Genomic DNA, 19106 nt, shown 5'->3' with positions numbered 1-19106 from the left:
GTCGGCTTACCGCTCTGCCCAAATCGGTTGGTGTTTTCTTGCCTGACAATGGGACGGAATTGGGACCGGTCTCAAGGCGGCAAAGTGAATCAGGCCGGTTTCAGCTGTGCTTGCGGAACCAGCCGTGGAGATAGTCCACGAAGATGCGCACCTTGGCCGGCAGGTAGCGGCGGTGCGGATAAACCGCGTAGATTCCGCGGTCCGTGGGGAGATAATCGTTGAACAGGGTCACCAGACGCCCGTCCTCGATCGGCTTGCGGGCGATGAAATCCGGGATCAGCGCGATGCCAAGACCTGAAAGGGCCGCGCGCAATGTCGCATGCGGGCTGTTGACCTCCATCGGACCGGCAACGGCGACAGCAAAGGAGCTACTGTCAGGATTGTAGAAGCGGATGCTCGCCTGGGTGCGGGCATTGGTGTCGACGATGAACGGGACGTTCGAGAGGTCGGACGGATGCTCGATATTTGGATGGCGTTCCAGGAATTCCGGCGTGGCGCAGATGTGGACGCGGAAATCCGAGATCTTGCGGGCGATCATGCCGGAGTCTTCGAGCTTGGTGACGCGGATCGCGAGATCGAAGCCTTCCTCGATCAGGTCGACGAAACGGTCGTCGGCGGCGATCTCGAGCTGCAGGTCAGGGTTCTCCTTGGCGAAGTCGATCAGGCACTGGCCGACTTCGGCATCGACGAAGGTGCGCGGCACCGAAATCTTCAGCCGGCCCTTGAGCTGCGCGTTATTCTCGCGCACCAGATCGGCCAGGTTGTCGATCTCCTTCAGGATGTCGGAAGCGGTGCGATAATAGGTGTGCCCGGCCTCGGTCATCGAGAACTGGCGGGTGGTGCGATTGAGCAGCAGGGCGCCGAGCTCGTCTTCCAGTTCGCGCACATATTTGGAGAGCAGCGCTTTCGAGCGGCCTGTCCTGCGCGCCGCGGCGGAAAAGCCTTCCGCTTCAACGACATCGATAAAGGCGCGTATGCGGGTAAGCGTGTCCATGGCGACCCCCTGCTTCGTTGCGGAAGATTGAACAAATTGCGGGTCTTCGTTCAATTTATTTTTTAGGCCCGGGGGCAAAAAAATTCTTGATTATGACGCCGAATATTCTTATCTCGTCCTCAGCCCAAAGTCGCACGTGCCCATGGGTGTCCGCCGAACCCTCGAATTGGTGAGGAAATCGGTAAGGTACCTGGAACTAACCCCTCCAGTCGCTATTCCGGCCAACCGGAAAATGCGAGGACGCCTGAAGCAACGACGGTGCGGGCCTTTCTAGTGTCTTTCAGCTTTCCAACAGCTGGAGTCCTTTAGAGGCACACCTTCATTGCCGGAAGTGCGGTAGGGAACACCCTCCAATCCATGGCAGACAAAGCCGAGTCCATGTCGCGTATGCGGCGTCGATTCAACATTCGCGCATCGAGCGCTTGCTATGGTTCCGGGGTCTCCACCGGCTGGTTCCAATGCGAGCAATCGTATGCCCTTTGTCCTCCGGTTTTTGCCGGAGCTCTGGAATTGAAAAGGGATTGATATGACCACTCAGCGCATCCGCGACTTTCTCGCAACCCGACGTCCCGACGGTCCCTGCCTCGTGGTCGACCTCGACGTCGTTCGTGACAATTTCTCCGCTTTCCGCCACGCCATGCCGGACAGCTCGATCTACTATGCCGTCAAGGCAAACCCGGCTCCGGAAGTTCTGAAGCTGCTTGCCGACATGGGCTCCAATTTCGATTGCGCGTCCGTCGCCGAAATCGAAATGGCGCTGAATGCCGGTGCGACCGCTGCCCGTATCTCCTACGGCAACACGATCAAGAAGGAACGCGACGTTGCCCGCGCACATGCGCTCGGCGTCAGCCTCTTTGCGGTCGACAGCCACGAGGAAGTCGAGAAGATCTCGCGTGCCGCTCCCGGCGCCCGTGTGTTCTGCCGCGTTCTGACCGATGGCGAAGGCGCCGAATGGCCGCTGTCGCGCAAGTTCGGCTGCGTCCCGCAGATGGCCGTCGACGTTCTCGTCTATGCTCATCAGCTGGGTCTGGAATCCTACGGCGTTTCCTTCCATGTCGGTTCGCAGATGACCAAGGTCGATGCCTGGGATTCGGCTCTTGCCGATGCCAAGCGCGTCTTCGTTCAGCTGGCCAAGCAGGGCATCCACCTGCAGATGGTCAACATGGGCGGCGGCTTCCCGACCAAGTACCTGCGTGACGTTCCGTCGGCGGAAGCCTACGGCCGTGCGATCTACCAGAGCCTCCGTGACCACTTCGGCAACAACCTGCCGAAGACGATCATCGAGCCGGGCCGCGGCATGGTCGGCAATGCAGGCGTCATCAAGACGGAAGTCGTGCTGATCTCGAAGAAGTCGGACAACGATGCAGCCCGCTGGGTATTCCTCGACATCGGCAAGTTCGGCGGTCTCGCCGAAACGATGGACGAAGCCATTCGCTACCCGATCCGCACCGAGCGCGATCAGGACGAGATGGAGCCCTGCGTCATCGCCGGCCCGACCTGCGACTCCGCAGACGTGCTGTACGAAAAGAATCTCTATCCGCTGCCGCTCACTCTCTCGATCGGCGACGAGATCCTGATCGAAGGCACCGGCGCCTACACGACCACCTATTCGGCGGTCGCTTTCAACGGCTTTGAGCCGCTGAAGGCCTACATCATCTGATGATGCCAGCCCCGTAGCCAGCCGGGGCGGCAAACTCACAATTCCTTTCATCGCCGCTAACTACGGTATTGGGTACGGGAGGCCACGATGGCCGCTGTTCTTGATTCTGTCCGCGCATTCTTTGCGCCTTCCATTTTCACCATCGATGCCGAGAACCCTTCGGATGTCGTGGCACGCGAGAATCTTCTCGACCGCGCCATGGGCCCGAACCGCCGCAAGAAGTCGTCGGAAAAGATCCGCCGCGGCCGCGTTCCTGCCGAAGGTCTGGCACTCGTCGCCCGCGATGGCGACGCTCATCTGATCGGTACCGTACGTCTCTGGAACGTTGAAGCCGGCGTCAACAGTGAGGGCACGCCGATCACGGCGCTGCTGCTCGGCCCGCTTGCCGTCGATTCCGCCTATGAAGGCAAGGGCATCGGTGGCGCGCTGATGCGTGCGGCGATCCTGGAGGCGAAGAACCGCGGCCACGGTGCTATCCTGCTTGTCGGCGATGCGGCTTACTACGAGCGTTTCGGCTTCTTTGCCGAGGGTGCTCGCCATCTCGTCATGCCCGGTCCGTTCGAACGCTCGCGCTTCCTGGCGCTGGAGCTGGTCGAGGGCTGGCTTGACGGCGCTGCCGGCATGATCGTGCCCACGGGCCGCATGCTGACGAGCGCGCCGGTCCGGAAGGCGGCCTGACCGGCAACAAGCCTCTCTCCCGAAAGGAGAGGGGCTTTTTTGTTTTCAGCCAGCGATCTTGCCGTTCTCGATCAGCCAGCCGACGGAATCCTGCACCGCTTCCAGCGAGCTGTAGCGCGGCCGGAAATTCAGAAGATTGCGGGCCTTCTCCATAGAGCAATTCGGGCTGCGGGCGATATGCTCCCATGTCGCCGATGCGTCGACTGGCGGCTGCTCTTTCTTCCATTCGTCAAAGGGTTTGAAGGCGAGCTTCGGTTCGTGGCCGAACCAGCGATACATCGCCTCGGCATAGCCACGCAGTGTCAGCGCCTGTTCGGAGACGGCGTGGAAGCTTTCGCCGGTCGAGGCGCGCCAGTTGCCTATCGCGGCCATGAACAGAGCGGCGATATCATCGGCATGGACGTGATGGACGGTTTCCAGGCCGAAGTTCGGCAGCGTCAGCTGGTCGCCGCGGGCGATAGTCTCGAAGGCCGAGAGATTGAAATGACCGGCCGGATTGAGCGGCGCCCAGCCGCGGCCGACGATATGGCCGGGATGAATGAGCGTCACCGGCAGGCCGCGGAGCCTGGCTTCCTGCAGGAAGTAATCCTCGATCGCCTTCTTCTGGATGCCGTAGTCGCCGAAGGGCACCTTTGCAGCGTCCTCGCGGGTCGGTACGGCAAGCGAATGGCCGTGGGTCCAGATCGTGCCGGTATGAAGCAGATGGCCGACATGGCCGTTCAGGGCTTCGCCGAGCTGGCGGGCGCTATCAAGCGTGAAGCAGATCTTGTCGATGACGATATCGGCATTCAGCGCCCGGATGGCGCGGCCGAAGCTGCCGTCGCGTTCGAGAGTGGCGCGGTCCATTTCCTTCCATTCGACGCTCTTCCAGGCGGCATGCGGCGTATAGGGCTCCGACCGGCCGCGGCTGATCGCGACGACCTCATGCCCGGCCTCGAGCAGCCGCGGCACCAGATAGGTGCCGACGTGACCTGTTGCTCCGATAACGGCGACGCGTGCCATAGATATCTCCTCCATCCATCCGGCGGAGACTATGTCGTGCCGTTGTGTCCTGCGGCAAGGGGCTTAATAGGTTTTCACGAGCGCGTGAGATGCCGAGCCCGGCGGATGATTTGTCGCAGGCAGGGCACTACCTTGCGGGCATGCAAAGATTTCTCGCCGCCCTCATCGTCGTCGTCACCATGCCGCTCTCCGCCTTTGCGGAAGACCAGCGCCTGAGCGACTTGCTCGAAAGTCTGCGCACCCGTCAGGATCTGACACCGCTGAAATCAGTGGTTATCGCGCGTGATGGCCAGATCGTTGCCGAGCAAGGGTATCGTGGCCACACGACCTCCGAATCCGCCAATATCAAATCGGCCTCGAAGTCTATCATTTCGGCGATGGTCGGCATCGCGATTTCCAAGGGCTTGCTCGAAGGACCTGACCAGAAGATCGCACCGATCCTGCGGGCCGATCTGCCTGACAATCCCGATCCGCGGCTGAGCGAGATCACCATCGGCAATCTGCTCTCCATGCAGGCCGGGCTCGGGCGCATGTCGGGACCGAACTACGGGCGGTGGGTGTCGAGCCGCAATTGGGTTCGTTTCGCACTTGCCCAGCCTTTCGACGACGAGCCAGGCGGGCAGATGCTCTATTCGACGGCCTCGACGCATCTGCTGTCGGCGATCCTGACCAAGGTCGGCGGCAAGTCGACGCTGGCTCTGGCGCGGAACTGGTTCGAGCCGGTGGAAGGTTTCCGCATCGGTGCATGGGAGCGTGATCCGCAGGGCATCTATCTCGGCGGCAACCAGATGGCGATGAGCGCCCGGTCGCTGCTGGCCTTCGGCGAGCTTTACCGCAATGGCGGCAAGACGGCCGATGGCGTGCAGGTCGTGCCTGCCGACTGGATCATGCAGTCATGGCAGCAGCGCACCAATTCACGTTTCTCCGGCGATGGCTATGGCTACGGCTGGTTCGAGCGGCAGATCAGCGGCGAGGCGGTGCATTTCGCCTGGGGTTATGGCGGTCAGATGCTCTACATCATCCCGTCATTGAACCTGACGGTCGCCATGACTTCGGCCGAGAGCGGTCCCTCGGCGCGCAACGGCTATCGCGATGCGCTGCATAATGTTCTTGGAGAAATCATCCAGGCGGCGCGGCTTTCCTGAAGCCGCGCCTGAAGGATCAGGCCGAGATATCGACCACGCCGCAATCGCCGGCTTCCGAGGCGAAGGCCAGCAGCTTGCCGTTCTTGCTCCAGCTCATGGCGGTGATGGCGCCCTTGCCGGGGCGGCGGATCAGCGCTTCCTTGCTGTCGGCAAGGCGCACGGCGAGGATCATGCCGTCGATGAAGCCGATTGCCAGGATATCCTCGGCCGGATGGAATTTCACTGACGTCGCCATGATGTTGGCGCGGGTGCCGAGCTCCAGCGGCGACTTGCCCATCGGGCCGTCCTTGCCCTGGAAGGGCCAGACGATGGCGGCCGGTGCGCCAGACGATGCCAGCCATTTGCCCTTGGCGGACCAGGAGAGCGACTTCACCTTGGCCGGATAGCCGGTCATGCGCATGTGGCGGGCTTCAGAGCCCGGCTTGATATCGAGCTTCCAGCCATGCAGGGCGTTTTCCTGCATCGAGGTGACGAGGAAGTTGCCGTCGGGCGAGAAGGTGACGCCCGTGTGCGCGCCCTTCCATTCGAGATCGACCGGCTTGGCGCTCATCGTCACCCAATGCAGCGACACGCCATTATAGCGGGCAGCGGCGAGGCGCAGGCCCTTCGGCGCGAAGGCGAGGCCTTCGACGGTGCGCTCTTCGGTGAATTCCTTGGTCTCGCCGTTCGACAGGCGCACGAAGGCGCTCTTGCCATAGGAATAGGCGATGGCGCCCTGCGGGCCGGCGGCAACCTGGGAAATCCACTTGCGCGGCGCGCTGGCGAGTTCGGTGACGCTGGCATCGGCATTGATGCGCAAGACCTTGCCGTCTTCGCCGCCTGAAATCAGGCTTTCGCTATAGGGATCGCGGATGCAGGTGAGCATGCCCTGATGGGCTTCGGTCACCTTCTCGCTGCCTTCCAGGCGATGGAAGGTGCCGTTGGCATTGGCGAAGAAGGGGGTATCACCTAAAAATTCGACGGCCAGGATATGGCCGTCGAGATCAAGCGGAGCAACTGTTGGCATCAGGCCGCAGCCTCGCACGCCTTGAAGGAGGCTTCGAGCTTTTCGCGGTCGAGTTCGCGGCCGATGAAGACGAGACGGGTCTCATGCTTCTCGCCGTCCTTCCAGGGGCGCTGGTGATCGCCTTCGACGATCATGTGCACGCCCTGAACGACGTAACGCTCGGCATCGTCCTTGAAGGCGATGATGCCCTTGAGGCGCAGGATGTTCGGGCCCTGAGTCTGGGTGATCTTCTGGATCCAGGGGAAGAAGCGTTCGGCGATCATCTCGCCGCCGCGCAGCGAAACGGACTGAACCGTCACGTCATGGATCGGCGATACCGCGCCATGGTGATGGTGGTCGTGATCATGATCATGATCATGATCATGGTGGTGATGATCGTGGCCATGGTCATGACCATGCGCGTGATGATGGTGATCGTGATCGCAATCCGGGCCGCACACGTGATCGTCATGGCCATGCTCGAGGAAGTGCGGATCGTTTTCCAGCGCACGCTCGAGGTTGAAGGCGCCCTGATCGAGAACGCGGGCGAGATCGACACCGGAGCGGCTGGTCTTGTAGACGCGGGCCGACGGGTTGATGGCGTGGACGATGTCTTCGATCTGCGCCAGTTCTTCCGGGGTCACGAGGTCGGTCTTGTTGATGAGCACGACGTCGGCGAAAGCGATCTGGTCTTCGGCTTCACGGCTGTCCTTCAGGCGAAGCGGCAGGTGCTTGGCATCGACGAGGGCGATGACGGCATCGAGCTCGGTCTTGGCGCGGACATCGTCATCCATGAAGAAGGTCTGGGCAACCGGAACCGGATCGGCAAGGCCGGTGGTCTCCACGATGATGCCATCGAAACGGCCGGGGCGACGCATCAGGCCTTCGACGACGCGGATCAGGTCACCGCGCACGGTGCAACAGACGCAGCCGTTGTTCATTTCGTAGATTTCTTCGTCGGACTCGACGATCAGGTCGTTGTCGATACCGATCTCGCCGAACTCGTTGACGATGACAGCGTATTTCTTGCCGTGGTTTTCCGAAAGAATGCGGTTCAGCAGCGTCGTCTTGCCGGCACCGAGATAGCCGGTGAGCACAGTGACGGGAATGGGCTTCTGCTGCGTGGAAATTGCGTCGGTCATGAGAACCTCGAAGAAATTGGTATACCGCCGATGGGGCTTTAAACGGTCGGTTTCATATAAGGAGTTGGGAGCGGCAGTTCAAAGGGTTTTATAATGTTATAAGATCACATTCTGCCGGTGCTGCGTCTCAGGCTAGTTCGGATGCGTCGAATGCATCGACATCCTGCAGCAGCTCGACCAATCCTTTGACTGAATGCGCTATCAGAACTTCGCCTTTCTCGGCCGTTGCGACCGAAGCATTGCCGGCGACGCCGGTCTCGCTGAGATCGGACATCTTCCAGCCGAAAGCATGCGGGCCGTAGGCGCGCAGATGCTTGAAGCGCTTGGCAAATTCACTCTGGCGCGAGGGGAAGTCGGCGGCCTTCGGCATGTTCACCCTAGATGGATGCAGCGCTAGCATCACCGATGTCTCGATATCGCCGCCATGGATATCGATCGCCTTTGCTTCCGGCGAAATGACGCCATCGGGGACGCCGAAGCGGGTCCAGCTGGTGGCGACCGCCAGCATGTTGAAGTGGACGCGCGCCTCGGTCGAGACGATCGCCGTCAACGGCGAGTTGCCGCCATGGGCGTTGAGGAGCACCAGCTTGCGGATGCCAAGATCGTGCAGCATTCCGGCGATGCCGAGCCAGCGATGGATGGCCTCGCCATAGGTCAGCGTCTTCGTTCCCTCCGCATCCATATGCTCGATCGAATAGCCGATCGGCTCGGCCGGCAGGAATGTGACGGGCAGGGAAGGAGGGAGTGCTGCCTTGAGGCGCTCGACAATGCCTTCGGCGATCAGGGTGTCAGTATCGAAGGGCAGGTGGGGACCATGCTGCTCATGTGCGCCAAGTGGTAAGATGGCAATCCAGCGGCTTCTTTCGTCAGGCGTCAGCGACGGATCGTTGTCCGCAAAGTTTAGTGAGGGGACTGTCATCCGGTTTCAATGCCCCTTGTTTATGACGTGAAGCTGCGCAATGTCATATTGCAGTAAATCAAAGGGATGGCGATGGGCAAGAAGAACAAGGACGGCAAGAAGAACAAGTCCAAGAAGAAGGACCAGACCGAATATACGGTCGCCGATCTCTCGCCCGCCCTGACGCAGGCGGCGCGCTCGATGCGCACCGTGCTGTCGCGCAATCTTCTCGAAAGCGGCCTCTATGCCGGACAGGACGGCGTGATCCTGTCGCTTGCCGAAAGCGACGGCATGACGGCGGGCGGCCTTGCCCAGCGGCTCGGCGTCAAGGCGCCGACGATGACCCGCACGATCGGCCGCATGGAGGCGCAGGGCTTCCTCGAGCGCAAGCCGGATGCCGAAGATGCGCGCCTCACCAAGGTCTATCTGACGGAGCTCGGCCGCGGTAGCGTGCAGGCGATCGAAATGGCCGGATCCTCCTGCGACAAGCTGGCGACCCTCGATTTTTCCGACAAGGAAATCCGCAATCTCGTTCGTCTGCTGAAAGCGATCGACAGCAATCTCCAGGCCGAGGTGCAGCATTTCGAAGAGCCGGACGAAAATTAAACCTGGCTGAAATTTAGGTTTGCCTCTCTGCGTTTAATCTTTTAATTAAACATTTTAAGGGGCGTCGTCATCCGGTCTCATATCGCGCTCCATCATCTTGCGCGTTGCCTGGGGAGGATGCGTGGCTCAGAAGATCAAGCTTTCGACGATTGCCGAAACACTCGGTATTTCAACGGCAACCGTCTCTCTTGCCCTACGCGATAGCCCGCTTGTGGCTGGCAGCACTCGCGACAAGATCAAGGAACAGGCCCGGGCGCTGGGCTATATCTATAACCGCCGCGCCGCCAGCCTGCGCACCTCGCGCTCCGGCATCATCGGCGTCGTGGTGCATGACATCATGAACCCGTTCTACGGGGAAATCCTGAAGGCGATCGAGAGTGAACTCGACCGCAGCCGCCACACCTTCATTCTGTCGAACCATTACGACTCCGTCGAAAAGCAGCGCACCTTCATCGAGACGCTGCTGCAGCTCGGCGGCGACGGCGTGATCATGTCGCCGGCGATCGGCACGCCGCCCGAGGACCTGCAGCTGACCGAGGATAACGGCATGCCGGCGATCCTTGTTGCCCGTTCGATGGATGTCATGGACCTGCCGACCTATCGCGGCGATGACAGCTACGGCATTTCGCTTGCCACCAATCACCTGATCGGCCTTGGCCATCGCTCGATCGCAATGATCGGCGGCACCGACCAGACCTCGACCGGCCGCGACCGCTACCAGGGCTATGTCAACGCGCTGCGCAAGGCCGGCATCGAAGTCGATCCGAACCTGCGCATTCCCGGGCCGCGCTCGAAGCAGGGCGGTTTCGAAGCCGCCGTCCACTTCCTGTCTCTGCCGCAGAAGCCGACGGCCGCCGTCTGCTGGAACGATCTCGTCGCCATCGGCCTGATGAACGGTATTTCCCGCGCCGGTCTTGTTCCCGGCCGCGACATCTCGGTCACCGGCTACGACGACCTTGAGGAAGCATCGATCGCGACACCGGCGCTGACCACCGTCTGGAACGGCCAGGCGGAAGTTGGCCGGCTTGCGGCGCGCGCGCTGCTCGATCGCCTTGCCGGCAGTCACGAGCCCGATGGTATCCACCTGATCAAGCCGGAGATGCGCATCCGTCAGTCGACGAGTCCTGTTAACTCCCGCTCATAGCCCCAGCCCACAGCCAAGAGGAAAAGCCATGTCCCGCATTGCCATTCTCGTTCCCGGGAAGATACACGATCGCGTTCCTGCCAGACTGCAGGAGCATTTCGAGCTGGTTCCGGCGGCGCGCGATGCAAATGGCAGGCTGGCAATCGATGCGGAAACGGCGAAGCGCATCCGCGGCGTGGCGGTTTCGGGCACGATCAATGCAGCCGATATCGACGGGCTTCCCGCGGTCGAGATGATCTCGAGCTTCGGCGTCGGCTATGACGGTGTCGATGTGAAGCATGCGGCCTCTAAGAACATCGTCGTCACCAATACGCCCGATGTGCTGAACGACGAGGTCGCCGACACGGCGCTGGCGCTGCTTCTCAACACCGCCCGCGAATTCCCGCGTGCCGAAAACTGGCTGCGCGACGGCAACTGGAAGCCGGGCGTCAATTATCCGCTGTCGCGCTTTTCGCTGAAGGGACGGCATGTCGGCATGTTCGGCCTTGGCCGTATCGGCCAGGAAATCGCCGCGCGCCTGGAGCCATTCAAGGTCAAGATCAGCTACCACACGCGCAGCCGCAACCCGGATGTCGCCTACGACTACTATTCGTCGCTGAAGGAACTGGCCGCAGCCGTCGATACGCTGATCGCCATCGTTCCGAAGACGCCGCAGACTCACAAGGTCGTCGATGCCGATATCCTCTCGGCACTCGGATCCGACGGCATCTTCATCAATGTCGGGCGCGGCTGGAGTGTCGATGAGGATGCGCTGATCGCAGCACTGAAGAACGGCGTCATCGGCGCCGCCGGTCTCGATGTCTTCTATGACGAGCCGAATGTGCCTGCCGGTCTGCTCGACCTGCCGAACGCCGTGTTGCTGCCGCATCTTGCATCCGGCTCGGTGCCGACGCGCAATGCCATGGCCGATCTGGTCGTGGACAATCTGATCAGCTGGTTCCAGCAGGGCAAGCCACTGACGCCGGTGCCGGAAACGCCCGTCAAGGCTTAGGCGATCGCCTTCGAACCGGCCTTCTTCGCCACATAATCGCGAACAGCATTGCCAAAGGCCTCGAAGAGCTGGTTCGAGGGCTTGTCGGTCTCGGCCCAATATTCCGGATGCCACTGGACGCCGACGGCGAAGGCCTTGGCGTCGATCACGGAAACGGCTTCGACCGTACCGTCTTCGGCAAGTGCCTCGACCTGCAGGCGCGGCGCGGTCTTGGCGATCGCCTGGCGGTGCAGCGAGTTCACCTGTATTTCGCCAGAGCCGATGATCCCGGCGATGCAGGAGCCTTCCTTGACGAAGACGCTCTGGCGGATGGCATACATGCCGTCGCGGTCGACGCCTTCGGGTCTGCGGTGGTCCCAGATACCCGGCTGTTCCTGGATTTCGCTGGCGAGCGAGCCGCCGAGCGCAACATTCAGCTCCTGGATGCCGCGGCAGATGGCGAGCAGCGGGATACCGCGGTCGATGGCACGGCGGATCAGCGGCAGGCTGGTCGCGTCACGCGCCGGATCGAAGGGGCCGTCGCTGTCCCGGGCCTCGACGCCATAAAGCGAAGGGTGAACGTTGCTAGCCGAACCGGAGACGAGCACGCCATCGACGCGATCGAGGATAGCGTCGATGTCATAGCCCTTCTCGAAAGCCGGCACGATCAGCGACATGACTTCGGCGGCATTCAGTGCTGCGCGGACATACTGGTGCTGGGCGGCGTGCCAGACGGCGCCATCGAGGGTGCGGATATCGGCGGGAACGGCAACGATCGGCTTGGTCATGGTCTATCCGGAAAATCTCTTGGTGATCGCTATTTGAGAGCCGAGAACGGCTGCAAAGTCAACTTCTCGGCGCAATGGCTGGCCAAATTGCGGCAATGTTCTCCGTCCCTCCCGAAAATCGGCTAAACTGCTGATTTTGATGGAAAGCCCGCCTGTGCCGCATTGCTGCCGTGATGCCAAAGTCTCATAGACTAACGCTTGAAACGCGAACGGCTGCATGCTTAGCTCGTCGCCATTGCGACGGGTAGGGAAGAGTTTAGCCGCGCATTGCCATCTATACGGGAGGTTTTTGATGGATCGTCGTTCATTTATCAAGAAGGCGGGTGCAACGGGGGCAGGCGCCGTCGCGGCTGGCGCATTGGCTGCACCTGCGATCGCGCAGGAAAATCCGAAGATCTCGTGGCGCATGACGTCGTCGTTCCCGAAGAGCCTCGACACGATCTATGGCGGCGCCGATGACGTTGCCAAGCATGTTGCCGCGGCGACCGACGGCAACTTCCAGATCCAGACCTTTGCCGCGGCCGAAATCGTGCCGGCTCTCGAAGCGGCCGATGCCGTCAGTTCCGGAACCGTCGAAGCTGCTCACACCTGCTCCTATTACTTCGTCGGCAAGGACCCGACCTACGCGATCGGCACCGCCATTCCGTTCGGTCTCAACGGCCGCCTGACCAATGCCTGGTTCTACGAAGGCAACGGCAATGCGCTGATGAACGAATTCTACGCGACGCAGGGCATCTACGCGATGCCGGCCGGTAACACCGGCGCGCAGATGGGCGGCTGGTTCCGCAAGGAGATCAACACGCTCGACGACCTCAAGGGCGTCAAGATGCGTATCGCCGGCATTGCCGGTCAAGTCATGTCGAAGGTCGGCGTCATCCCGCAGCAGATCGGCGGCGGCGACATCTATCCGGCGCTCGAAAAGGGCACGATCGATGCGGCCGAATTCGTCGGTCCCTATGACGACTTGAAGCTCGGTCTGCACAAGGTTGCAAAGTATTACTATTATCCGGGTTGGTGGGAAGGTGGCCCGACGGTCCACGCCTTCTTCAACCTCGAAAAGTGGAACAGCCTGCCGAAGCATTATCAGGCGGCACTCACCGACGCCTGCGCTTACGCCAACACCAACATGATGGCGAAGTACGACATGAAGAACCCGGGCTCGCTGAAGCAGCTCGTCGCCGAAGGCGCGACGCTGCGTCCCTTCAGCCAGGAAATCATGGAAGCCTGCTTCCAGGCATCGATGGACCTCTACAAGGACATCTCCTCGAAGAATCCCTATTTCAAGAAGATCTACGAGGACCAGGCCGCCTTCAAGCGCGACGCCTATCTCTGGATGCAGCTGTCGGAATACACCTTCGATACGTTCATGATGATCCAGCAGCGCGCTGGGAAGCTCTGAGCTTAGAAAGCTACCCGCCAACAAAAAGCCCCGGAGAAATCCGGGGCTTTTTGCTGCCTACTTGATAACCGGCGGCTGGCTGAGGTCGGGCTGCGCCGGCGCTGCCGGGGCGGGGGCTGCCGGCGGCTGGCCGGGCGTGCCGAGCGGCGGCAGGGTGAGGCCCGGGATCTGCGGCGATGCACCACCCGGAGCGCCCATCGGCGGCAGGCCGAGCTGGCCGCCGAAGCCGGGCACCTCGATCTTGATGGTGTTCGGATCGACCTGCGGACCCTTGTCCAGCCAGTAGGTGACGGACTGCGGCCAGAAGATGATGATCGCGACGAGGATCAGCTGCATGCCGACCCAAGGTATCGCGCCCATGTAAATGTCCTTCGTCTTCACGTCGCGGCTGGCGATCGAGCGCAGGTAGAAGAGCGCGAAGCCGAAGGGCGGGTGCATGAAGCTCGTCTGCATGTTCACGCAGATCAGTACGCCGAACCAGATCAGGTCGATGCCGAGGCTGTGGGCCACCGGGGCCAGCATCGGGATGACGATGAAGGCGATCTCGAAGAAATCCAGGAAGAAGGCGAGGATGAAGATGAAGATGTTGACGAAGATCAGGAAGCCGACAGGACCGCCCGGAATGCCCGAGAGCATGTGCTCGATCCAGCGCGAGCCGTCCATGCCCTGGAAGACGAGGCTGAAGCAGGTCGAGCCGATCAGGATCATCACCACCATGGATGTAATGTGCATGGTCGAGGTCATCGCCTCGCGGATCAGCGGCCAGGTGAGGCGGCGGTGCAGGGCGGCAAGCGCGATGGCGCCGACGACGCCGAGTGCGCCGGCTTCGGTCGGCGTCGCCAGGCCCATGAAGATGGTGCCGAGCACCAGGAAGATGAGCACAATCGAGGGGATCATGCCCCAGAGGACTGTGGCTAGCAGCTTCCAGTCGAAATCGCCGCGCACTTCCTTCGGCAGCGGTGGCATCGACTTCGGATTGATGATCGACAGGATCAGGATGTAGCCGACGAAGATCGCCACCTGCAGGATCGATGGACCGATGGCGCCGAGATACATGTCGCCGACGGAGCGGCCGAGCTGGTCGGCGAGAACGACGAGAACCAGCGACGGCGGGATGACCTGGGTGATGGTGCCGGAGGCGGCGATGACGCCGGTGGCAAGTCGCGGGCTGTAGCCGTAGCGCAGCATGATCGGCAGCGAGATGACGCCCATGGTGATGACCGAGGCCGCCACCGTTCCGGTGATGGCGCCAAGCACGGCGCCGACGAGGATGACGGCGTAGGCCAGGCCGCCGGGGATGGCGCCGAACAGCTTGCCGGTGCCCTCAAGCAGGTCTTCCGCCAATCCGCATCGCTCGAGCACCGCGCCCATCAGCGTGAAGAAGGGGATGGCAAGCAGCAGGTCGTTGGAGACGATGCCGAAGAAGCGCAGTGGCAGGGCCTGCAGGAACACTTCGCCAAAGTGGCCGGTCGCGATGCCGATCAGGCCGAAGAACAGGCCGACGGCTGCGAGCGAAAAGGCGACAGGGAAGCCATAGAGCATGAAGATGATCATGCCGACGAACATGGCGGGCGGAATAATACCGTAATCGAACACGTGCTTTCTCCCCCAGTCGTCTTATTGCAGCGGCTTTTCGTATTTTGTGTCGATCTGGATATCGCCGACGAGCGCCGCGATCCTCTTGATCAGCTCCGAAATGCCCTGAAGGGTGAGAAGCGCGAAACCGGCAAACAGCATGAACTTGACCGGCCAGCGGATCAGACCGCCGGCATTGGCCGAGACTTCGCCCTGCTGGAAGGAGTGCATGAAATAGGGCCAGCAGAGGATCGACAGGAAGATGCAGGCCGGGATCAGGAAGACGATCAGGCCGATCGCGTCGATCCAGAGCCGGGCGCGATCGGAGACCGATCCGTAGATCAGGTCGACGCGCACATGCTCGTTGTTGCGCAGCGTGTGAGCGGCGCCGAGCACGACGACATAGGCAAAGAGATACCACTGGATCTCAAGCCAGCCATTCGAGCTGTAATTGAAGGTATAGCGGACGATGGCATTGGCTGCGCTGATCAGGCAGCAGAAGAGCACCATGTAGTCTGCAATCTTACCGATAACTTGGCTGAATCGATCGATCAGCCGGCTGACACTCAGCAGAGCCGCCATTCCTCTCCCCATGTTTGCCTTTACGGCAAGTTCTCCTCGTTGAAATTTGTGTAAACGAAGGGTTTCTAAAATGAAAGATTAAATGGGCCGTCTAGGAGTTTAGTCGTAGGCGCGGCGCCCGGCGCCCGCATCCGGCCGTCCCGGCGGCGGCAACCTATGAGCGGAATATCAGTCGGAAATAATACATCCCGCGGCTGCATATAACGCGTCAATATTTTGGATTTCGTCTCAAAGTTTTAGAAAAACCGGCCAAATACATAGGGTTCATGCAATCAATTTTTAAAAGGTTCTGAGTATCTTGCCCGCGCACAGGGAAAATATGGATGAAGCCACATAACCCGAACAGGGTCCCTAAGGATGTGTATCTGTCATTCGTGAGTTCCCTCTTCGGGAACCGCATGACGCTCGTGGCCGGCGTTATCGTCCATGTCGTTGCCTTCGTTGCCGTCGCCGCCAAGGCGGATGCGCCGCTCTACTATCTCCTCGCTCTCGCCTTCCTGCTGACCTTCGTCGGCCGCATGCTGACCTTCCGCCAGTTCGACAAGGTGGAGAAGCAGTCGCTGACGCGCGCCGATATCGAGCGTTGGGAGACATTCTATGTGATCGGCGCAACCTCGACCGCGGCAATCCTCGGTATCGGCAGCGGTTATGCGATCTTCATTCTGCGCGATCCCTTCGCCGAGCTCGCCTGTATCGCGGTGACGATGGCGTCGATGGTGTCGGTCGTCGGCCGCAATTACGGTTCGCAGCGGGCGATCGACCTGCAGACTCTTGCCTGCTGCCTGCCGATGATCGTCTGCAGCCTGATGGCGCTCGATTTCTATCGTGCCATTCTTTCGGCCTTCCTCATTCCCTTCGGGCTGACGACGCGGGCGATGGCCAATGGCGTTCGCGAATTCCTCTATGAGAATGTCATCGCTCACCGGCAGATTTCGCTGATCGCCGACCGTTTCGATACCGCGCTCAACAACATGCCGCATGGCCTCGTGATGGTGGATCCCGGCAACCGGATTCAGGTGATCAACCGCAAGGCCTGCGAACTCCTGAAGATCGGCGACCCCGACAGGCTGAAGGATCGCGATCTCGGCGCGGTGCTGCGCTATGGGGCGCGCTACAGCTTCGTTGATGCCTCGCAGCCGGACCTGATCCTGCGGCAGCTGTCGCAGGTGGCCGAAGGCAGTATGTCGCGCGTGCTGATCCATCTGCCCGAGGACCTGTCGCTTGAGTTCTCCGCCAAGCGCCGTATCGATGGCGGGGCGGTGCTGATCTTCGAAGACGTCTCCAGCCGCGTGAAGGCCGAGCAGAAGATCCTCCACATGGTCCGTTTCGATGCGCTGAGCGGCCTGCCGAACCGTGAATATTTCGGCCAGCTGGTCCAGGACTATCTGAACCGTCATCCGCGCCGCAAAGGCCCGCTCGGCTTCATGGTCATCGACATCGACGAGTTCAAGCATGTCAACGACATGCGCGGCCATATCACCGGCGACAAGCTGCTCTGCGCCATTGCCGAACGGGTCAAGGAAAAGGCCGGAAGCGCGATCGTCGGGCGCCTGATGGGCGACCAGTTCGTGATCTTCTTCCCACATGCGAAGAACCGGGAAACGCTGGAGGCGGAGATCCGCACCGTGCATACCGCCATCCAGGGCCATTACGAGGCCGATGAGGTGACGTTCCTGATCTCGCTCAGCGCCGGCTATGCCGTGCTCGAGGGCAATGCCTTCGCGATGGACGAGTGGAGTATCAAGACGGATCTGGCGCTCTTCGAAAGCAAGTCGCGCGGCCGCGGCGGCATTGCCGGTTTCGAGCGCGAAATGGATGGCCGCTATGTCGAGCAGCAGAAACTGAAGGCCGATCTTCGCGACGCCGTTACCGCCGGTGCGCTGAACGCCGTCTACCAGCCGATGTATCGCGCCGATGGCTCGCGGATCGACTGTGCCGAGGCGCTGGCGCGCTGGGTGCACCCGGAGCGCGGCTCGATCCCGCCCGATGTCTTCATCCGGCTGGCCGAGGAGATGGGTATCATCTCCGACATCACCCGCTTCATCCTCGTGCAGGCCTGCAGCGACTGCATGACCTGGCCGGAGCATATTGCCGTCTCGGTCAACCTGTCGGCGCGCGACCTGCGCGACAACGATATCCTGTTGCTCGTCTCCGAGGCGCTCGCCAAGACCGGCCTGCCGGCCTCGCGCCTGCATCTTGAGATCACCGAGAGCTGCCTGATCGACGAACCGGCCGCGGTGCGCGCGATCCTTGCGGAACTACGCTCGCGCGGCATCACCATTGCCATCGACGATTTCGGCACCGGCTTCTCCAGCCTCAGCTATCTCGACACGCTGCCGCTCGATATCGTCAAGATCGACCGTTCCTTCGTGCGCAACATCGCCCAGGATACCCGGCGGCTGAAGCTGCTGCGCGGCACGGTCAACCTTGCCCGCGAGCTTGGCCTGAAGATCGTCATCGAAGGCGTCGAGACGACGGATCAGCTGGCGATCATCAACAAGGAACGCAGCGCTGACCTCATCCAGGGCTATGTGTTCTCTCCGCCGGTACCCTCGCAGAACATCGGCATCCTCTCCGGAAATCTCCGCCCGGCATCGCGCCGCAAGGCCGGAGCCGCCTGAACCCCACCACCTGATCGGTATTTTTCTCGGCGCCTTTTCCGGGCGCCATTAACCTTATTGATTCAAATGTGATTAAGATTGTTTGCAATTATTGCGCGAGAAGAAACCGTATGCTTAATAGTCCGTTAACAAACGGTGGGCGTGATGGCGGACGGGTTTTCGACAGTCAGCGATTTCAGCATGAAGCTCATGGAGGTTCTCGATCACGTCGAATACCGGCGTATCGAGAGCACCGAGGACATGGAGGATGTCGAGCGTCTGCGCTTCCGCGCCTATAAGGCGCGTGAGGTTCTGCCTGTCGCCGCCAAGACCCTGATCGACGATGTCGACTTCGACAGCCAGGCCTATGTCTTCGGCCTCTACTACTATGAAGAGCTTGTCAGCACGATCCGCATCCACCATGTGACGCCCGATCATCGGGTCTCGCAGTCGGGCGGGATCTTTCCCGCCGAGATGGATGCCTTTCTCGATGCGGGGATGACGCTGATCGATCCGGCGCGGTTTGCCGCCGATCCGCAGGCGGCGGCCGAGCTTCCCTGGCTTCCCTATCTGACGCTGCGGCCGAACATCGTCGCGGCTGCGCATTTCCGGGCTGACCGGGTGCTGCAGCATGTGCGTCCGGCGCACGCGGCTTTCTACAAGCGCGTCTTCTATGCCGATACGGTCGTCGCCTCGCGCATGACCGAGATGTACGGCTTCGACCTGACGCTGATGGCGACCAATGTGCTGGAGGTCGGGCGCAAGCTGCTGACCCGCTATCCGTTCTTCATCTCAAGCGCCAGCGAGCAGCGGATGATGTATGGCAGGGCGCCGGGCAAGGGCGCTCCGGCGCTGACGATCGTGCCGACGGCGCGTTTCGTTCCGGATGGGCAATTGGGCACCGATCTGCCACTCTGATTGCGTGTCGCAAGAAAGCC

At 61.2% G+C, this 19106-nt stretch carries 17 protein-coding genes; 9 read left to right on the top strand and 8 right to left on the bottom strand.

The annotated features are described in order from the left end of the window. Nucleotides 1–100: 100 nt before the first annotated feature. Nucleotides 101–994, bottom strand: a complete 894-nt coding sequence (locus ACODR6_RS25765) for a LysR family transcriptional regulator (protein ID WP_112719746.1) — start codon at nt 992–994, stop codon at nt 101–103. A gap of 526 nt (nt 995–1520) precedes the next feature. Here ACODR6_RS25765 and odc2 point away from each other — a divergent pair. Continuing rightward, nucleotides 1521–2654 (top strand): ornithine/lysine decarboxylase, encoded by a 1134-nt coding sequence (odc2, locus tag ACODR6_RS25760; protein WP_413710305.1) that lies wholly within the window; start codon nt 1521–1523, stop codon nt 2652–2654. An 87-nt stretch (nt 2655–2741) separates the two neighbouring features. Continuing rightward, nucleotides 2742–3332, top strand: a complete 591-nt coding sequence (locus tag ACODR6_RS25755; RefSeq protein WP_112719744.1) for a GNAT family N-acetyltransferase — start codon at nt 2742–2744, stop codon at nt 3330–3332. Between the two features lie 45 nt (nt 3333–3377). On the opposite strand, the gene ACODR6_RS25750 is transcribed toward ACODR6_RS25755, so the two are convergent. Further along, nucleotides 3378–4334, bottom strand: a complete 957-nt coding sequence (locus tag ACODR6_RS25750; protein WP_489025144.1) for an NAD-dependent epimerase/dehydratase family protein — start codon at nt 4332–4334, stop codon at nt 3378–3380. Between the two features lie 179 nt (nt 4335–4513). Between ACODR6_RS25750 and ACODR6_RS25745 the strand changes: the two genes are divergently transcribed. Continuing rightward, on the top strand, nt 4514–5479 hold the full coding sequence (locus ACODR6_RS25745) for a serine hydrolase domain-containing protein (RefSeq protein ID WP_489025265.1): 966 nt from the start codon (nt 4514–4516) through the stop codon (nt 5477–5479). Nucleotides 5480–5495: 16 nt separating this feature from the next. On the opposite strand, the gene ACODR6_RS25740 is transcribed toward ACODR6_RS25745, so the two are convergent. From ACODR6_RS25740 to ACODR6_RS25730, 3 genes are all read right to left on the bottom strand, one after another. Next, the gene (locus ACODR6_RS25740; protein WP_130282214.1) at nt 5496–6485 is read right to left on the bottom strand and encodes a WD40 repeat domain-containing protein; all 990 of its coding nucleotides are present in this window, start codon (nt 6483–6485) and stop codon (nt 5496–5498) included. Beyond that, the gene (locus ACODR6_RS25735; protein WP_489025142.1) at nt 6485–7606 is read right to left on the bottom strand and encodes a CobW family GTP-binding protein; all 1122 of its coding nucleotides are present in this window, start codon (nt 7604–7606) and stop codon (nt 6485–6487) included. The genes ACODR6_RS25740 and ACODR6_RS25735 overlap by 1 nt, the downstream gene beginning before the upstream one ends. Nucleotides 7607–7733: 127 nt before the next feature. Then, the gene (locus ACODR6_RS25730) at nt 7734–8525 is read right to left on the bottom strand and encodes a creatininase family protein (protein ID WP_489025140.1); all 792 of its coding nucleotides are present in this window, start codon (nt 8523–8525) and stop codon (nt 7734–7736) included. A gap of 72 nt (nt 8526–8597) precedes the next feature. Here ACODR6_RS25730 and ACODR6_RS25725 point away from each other — a divergent pair, with 72 nt between their 5' ends. The 3 genes from ACODR6_RS25725 to ACODR6_RS25715 all read left to right on the top strand — a co-directional run bounded on the left by ACODR6_RS25725 (nt 8598) and on the right by ACODR6_RS25715 (nt 11245). Further along, nucleotides 8598–9110 (top strand): MarR family winged helix-turn-helix transcriptional regulator, encoded by a 513-nt coding sequence (locus ACODR6_RS25725; protein WP_199628958.1) that lies wholly within the window; start codon nt 8598–8600, stop codon nt 9108–9110. A 121-nt stretch (nt 9111–9231) separates the two neighbouring features. Next, on the top strand, nt 9232–10254 hold the full coding sequence (locus ACODR6_RS25720) for a LacI family DNA-binding transcriptional regulator (RefSeq protein WP_112719739.1): 1023 nt from the start codon (nt 9232–9234) through the stop codon (nt 10252–10254). Between the two features lie 28 nt (nt 10255–10282). Beyond that, the gene (locus ACODR6_RS25715; protein WP_489025138.1) at nt 10283–11245 is read left to right on the top strand and encodes a 2-hydroxyacid dehydrogenase; all 963 of its coding nucleotides are present in this window, start codon (nt 10283–10285) and stop codon (nt 11243–11245) included. Here ACODR6_RS25715 and ACODR6_RS25710 read toward each other — a convergent pair. Further along, the gene (locus tag ACODR6_RS25710; protein ID WP_489025137.1) at nt 11242–12012 is read right to left on the bottom strand and encodes a gamma-glutamyl-gamma-aminobutyrate hydrolase family protein; all 771 of its coding nucleotides are present in this window, start codon (nt 12010–12012) and stop codon (nt 11242–11244) included. The two genes, ACODR6_RS25715 and ACODR6_RS25710, sit on opposite strands and share 4 nt — an antisense overlap. 292 nt (nt 12013–12304) lie before the next feature. Between ACODR6_RS25710 and ACODR6_RS25705 the strand changes: the two genes are divergently transcribed. Next, nucleotides 12305–13411, top strand: a complete 1107-nt coding sequence (locus tag ACODR6_RS25705; protein ID WP_130282204.1) for a TRAP transporter substrate-binding protein — start codon at nt 12305–12307, stop codon at nt 13409–13411. Between the two features lie 57 nt (nt 13412–13468). Here ACODR6_RS25705 and ACODR6_RS25700 read toward each other — a convergent pair whose 3' ends face one another. Beyond that, nucleotides 13469–15007, bottom strand: a complete 1539-nt coding sequence (locus tag ACODR6_RS25700) for a TRAP transporter large permease (protein WP_112719735.1) — start codon at nt 15005–15007, stop codon at nt 13469–13471. A gap of 21 nt (nt 15008–15028) precedes the next feature. Beyond that, nucleotides 15029–15568, bottom strand: a complete 540-nt coding sequence (locus tag ACODR6_RS25695) for a TRAP transporter small permease subunit (RefSeq protein ID WP_112719734.1) — start codon at nt 15566–15568, stop codon at nt 15029–15031. Nucleotides 15569–15891: 323 nt separating this feature from the next. On the opposite strand from ACODR6_RS25695, the gene ACODR6_RS25690 reads away from it, so the two are divergent. Both ACODR6_RS25690 and ACODR6_RS25685 read left to right on the top strand, forming a co-directional pair. Then, nucleotides 15892–18189: a putative bifunctional diguanylate cyclase/phosphodiesterase gene (locus ACODR6_RS25690; RefSeq protein ID WP_489025136.1), complete on the top strand. Its 2298-nt coding sequence runs from the start codon at nt 15892–15894 to the stop codon at nt 18187–18189. A 144-nt stretch (nt 18190–18333) separates the two neighbouring features. Then, nucleotides 18334–19086, top strand: a complete 753-nt coding sequence (locus ACODR6_RS25685) for an N-acyl amino acid synthase FeeM domain-containing protein (RefSeq protein ID WP_112719844.1) — start codon at nt 18334–18336, stop codon at nt 19084–19086. The last annotated feature ends 20 nt before the right edge of the window (nt 19087–19106 follow it).

It is taken from the genome of Rhizobium sp. FG96 (assembly GCF_057808655.1).
Note: the sequence above shows the minus strand (reverse complement) of the source record. Positions and strands in the feature narration are given on the sequence as shown.

Coding starts and splice junctions, on each gene's coding strand:
- ACODR6_RS25735 (WP_489025142.1), bottom strand. CDS start 7,606: ATGACCGACGCAATTTCCACGCAGCAGAAGCCCATTCCCGTCACTGTG.
- ACODR6_RS25745 (WP_489025265.1), top strand. CDS start 4,514: ATGCCGCTCTCCGCCTTTGCGGAAGACCAGCGCCTGAGCGACTTGCTC.
- ACODR6_RS25690 (WP_489025136.1), top strand. CDS start 15,892: ATGAAGCCACATAACCCGAACAGGGTCCCTAAGGATGTGTATCTGTCA.
- ACODR6_RS25755 (WP_112719744.1), top strand. CDS start 2,742: ATGGCCGCTGTTCTTGATTCTGTCCGCGCATTCTTTGCGCCTTCCATT.
- ACODR6_RS25715 (WP_489025138.1), top strand. CDS start 10,283: ATGTCCCGCATTGCCATTCTCGTTCCCGGGAAGATACACGATCGCGTT.
- ACODR6_RS25730 (WP_489025140.1), bottom strand. CDS start 8,525: ATGACAGTCCCCTCACTAAACTTTGCGGACAACGATCCGTCGCTGACG.
- ACODR6_RS25765 (WP_112719746.1), bottom strand. CDS start 994: ATGGACACGCTTACCCGCATACGCGCCTTTATCGATGTCGTTGAAGCG.
- ACODR6_RS25695 (WP_112719734.1), bottom strand. CDS start 15,568: ATGGCGGCTCTGCTGAGTGTCAGCCGGCTGATCGATCGATTCAGCCAA.
- ACODR6_RS25710 (WP_489025137.1), bottom strand. CDS start 12,012: ATGACCAAGCCGATCGTTGCCGTTCCCGCCGATATCCGCACCCTCGAT.
- odc2 (WP_413710305.1), top strand. CDS start 1,521: ATGACCACTCAGCGCATCCGCGACTTTCTCGCAACCCGACGTCCCGAC.
- ACODR6_RS25705 (WP_130282204.1), top strand. CDS start 12,305: ATGGATCGTCGTTCATTTATCAAGAAGGCGGGTGCAACGGGGGCAGGC.
- ACODR6_RS25725 (WP_199628958.1), top strand. CDS start 8,598: ATGGGCAAGAAGAACAAGGACGGCAAGAAGAACAAGTCCAAGAAGAAG.
- ACODR6_RS25750 (WP_489025144.1), bottom strand. CDS start 4,334: ATGGCACGCGTCGCCGTTATCGGAGCAACAGGTCACGTCGGCACCTAT.
- ACODR6_RS25740 (WP_130282214.1), bottom strand. CDS start 6,485: ATGCCAACAGTTGCTCCGCTTGATCTCGACGGCCATATCCTGGCCGTC.
- ACODR6_RS25685 (WP_112719844.1), top strand. CDS start 18,334: ATGGCGGACGGGTTTTCGACAGTCAGCGATTTCAGCATGAAGCTCATG.